Annotated in this window: 1 protein-coding gene; it reads left to right on the top strand. The window is 66.7% G+C overall.

What is annotated here, in order from left to right:
* Window positions 1-252 (top strand): EAL domain-containing protein (locus ABFX56_RS16230; protein ID WP_346234386.1); only part of this gene is annotated, 252 nt, incomplete at both ends.

Below are 252 nucleotides of genomic sequence, written 5' to 3'. Positions count from 1 at the left end.
GACCGACGCCCTCAAGCATGGCCGCACAGTCGAGATTTTCGAGGCCAAGCGCCTCGCCAACGCCGGCTGGGAACTGTCGCTGCTGGCGCGGATCGACGAGGGCATGCGCAACGGGGACATCTGGCTGGCCTATCAGCCGCAGTGGGACTACTCCGAATCCCGGATCAGCGGCGCCGAGGCGCTGATCCGCTGGAACGATCCGGTGCGCGGCCCGATCCGACCGGACGAATTCATCCTGCAGGCTGAAGAGGC

This window comes from Parafrigoribacterium mesophilum (assembly GCF_039652555.1).
In the GTDB taxonomy this organism is placed as follows: domain Bacteria; phylum Actinomycetota; class Actinomycetes; order Actinomycetales; family Microbacteriaceae; genus Parafrigoribacterium; species Parafrigoribacterium mesophilum.
This window is presented reverse-complemented; position numbering and strand designations above follow the sequence as displayed.